This is a genomic window from Micromonospora sp. KC207, assembly GCF_004348615.1.
Taxonomy (GTDB): domain Bacteria; phylum Actinomycetota; class Actinomycetes; order Mycobacteriales; family Micromonosporaceae; genus Micromonospora.
The window spans coordinates 1-2,117 of sequence record NZ_SMKJ01000533.1; the positions used below are offsets into that span (position 1 = coordinate 1).

The 2,117-nt window shown below is 76.5% G+C and carries 1 protein-coding gene; it reads left to right on the forward strand.

From position 1 onward, the window contains the following. Positions 1 to 2,117 (forward strand): MupA/Atu3671 family FMN-dependent luciferase-like monooxygenase (locus E1258_RS32190; protein ID WP_207919915.1); only part of this gene is annotated, 2,117 nt, incomplete at both ends.

A 2,117-nucleotide genomic window follows, 5' to 3' on the forward strand; every position in this document is an offset into this window, starting at 1 on the left:
GTTCACCACCGTCGACACCCCCCGCCGCCTGGCCACGACGATCGCCGCCGCCGCGTCGCCCACCGTCCCGGCCGACACGGTGCTGGGGGCGACCGACCCGGGGGCGACCGGCCCGGCCGCGCCCCGACCGGCGGCGGGCGAGCCGCCGCTGCCCCGACCGTCCGGGCGCGGACCGTCCGGGGGCGTGCCCGGTGAGCTGGTCGGCATCGTCGCGCAGCAGTTGGACCTGATGCGGCAGCAACTCGCCCTCCTCGGCGCCGCCGCGGGGCTCGCCGGGGACCCACCGGCCGGTGCCCTCCCGGCCGTGGAGCCGGCCGCCGTCGCATCGGTCGCGTCCCCGCCGGCCACCGTCGCCCCGGCCGTCGCGTCCCCGCGCCCCGCCGTCGCGTCGGCCTCGGCGCCGCGCGGCGTCGTCGACTTCAGCCTCTACTTCTTCGGCGATTACCCGGACCAGGACCGCGACGACAAGTACGCCGTCATCCTCGACGCGGCCGAGTTCGCCGACACGCAGGGCTTCCACGCCGTCTGGCTGCCCGAGCGGCACTTCCACTCCTTCGGCGGCCTCTTCCCCAACCCGTCCGTGCTCGCCGCCGCCCTCGCGACCCGCACCCGGCGGGTGCGGCTCAACGCCGGTTCGGTCGTGCTGCCGCTGCACCATCCCATCCGGGTCGCCGAGGAGTGGTCCATGGTGGACAACCTCTCCGGCGGCCGGATCGGGCTGGGCTGCGCGCCGGGCTGGCACGCCAACGACTTCGTCCTCCACCCCGAGCACTTCGGCCGGCACAAGCAGGTGATGTACGAGCACCTGGAGACCGTCCGGCGGTTGTGGCGCGGTGAGGAGGTGCCGGCCCGGTCGGGCAGCGGCGAGGCGATCGACGTACGCCTGTTCCCCCGGCCGGTGCAGCCCGAACCGCCGGTGTTCACGGCGATCGTCGGCAATCCCGACAGCTACCGGGAAGCCGCCCGCCACGACGTCGGCGTGGTGACGAACCTGATGACGCAGGACGTGTCGAGCCTGGCCGAGAACGTGGCGCTCTACCGGCGCACCCGCGCCGAGCACGGCCTCGACCCGGCCGGCGGGCGCGTGGTGGTGCTGCTGCACACCTACCTCGGCGAGGACGCCGAGCGGGCCCGCGCCGAGGCGTTCGAGCCGTTCTGCGCGTACCTGCGCTCCTCGTTCGCCCTGCTCGGCCAGGTGGTCAACAGCCTCGGCATGAACATCGACCTGGCCGACACCCCCGACGAGGACGTGCGGTTCGTGCTGTCCCGGGCGTACGAGCGGTACTGCGCGCAGCGGGCGCTCATCGGCTCCCCGCAGAGCTGCCGCGCGGTGGTCGAGGCGGTGCTCGACGCCGGGGCCGACGAGATCGCCTGCTTCGTCGACTTCGGGCTGCCCGGGGACGCCGTCCGCGCCGGCCTGCCGGTGCTCGACGCGCTGCGCCGGGCCACCCCGCGCCGGCCCACCGCCGACGGGGGTCCCCTCCGGCCCACCGCCGATGGCGTTCCGCGCCGGCCCACCGCCGACGGCGGTCACCGGAGCGCGCCGCTGTCGGCGGCGCAGCGCCGGCTCTGGCTGATGGAGCGGCTGCATCCCGGCACCCCCGCCCACAACGAGGCGGCGGCCGTGCGCCTCGTCGGCCCCCTCGACCACGCCGCGCTGCGGGACGCGCTGCGCGACGTGGTCGACCGGCACGCCCCGCTGCGCACCCACTACACCGACGTCGACGGCGAGCCCCGGCAGGTCGTCCGCGACCGGGTGCCGGTCGAGCTGCCGGTGCGCGACCAGGCCGGCGAGGCCGAGGACGACGCGGTACGCGCCGCGCTGGCCGCCGAGAGCCGGCGGGTGTTCGACCTGGCCGCCGGGCCGGTGTTCGCCTTCACGCTGCTGCGCTTCTCCGCCACCCGGCACGTGCTGGTGCTGGCCTTCCACCACCTGGCCACCGACGGCGGCTCGTACGCCGTGCTGACCGCCGAGGTCTCCGCCCGCTACCGGGCGAGGGTGGCCGGCGTCGCGACGGAGCTGCCCCCGCTGCCGGTGACCTACCCGGAGCTGGCGGCGGCCGGCGACGGCGAGCCCGACGACAAGGACCTGGCCTACTGGCGGGGCCAGCTCGACC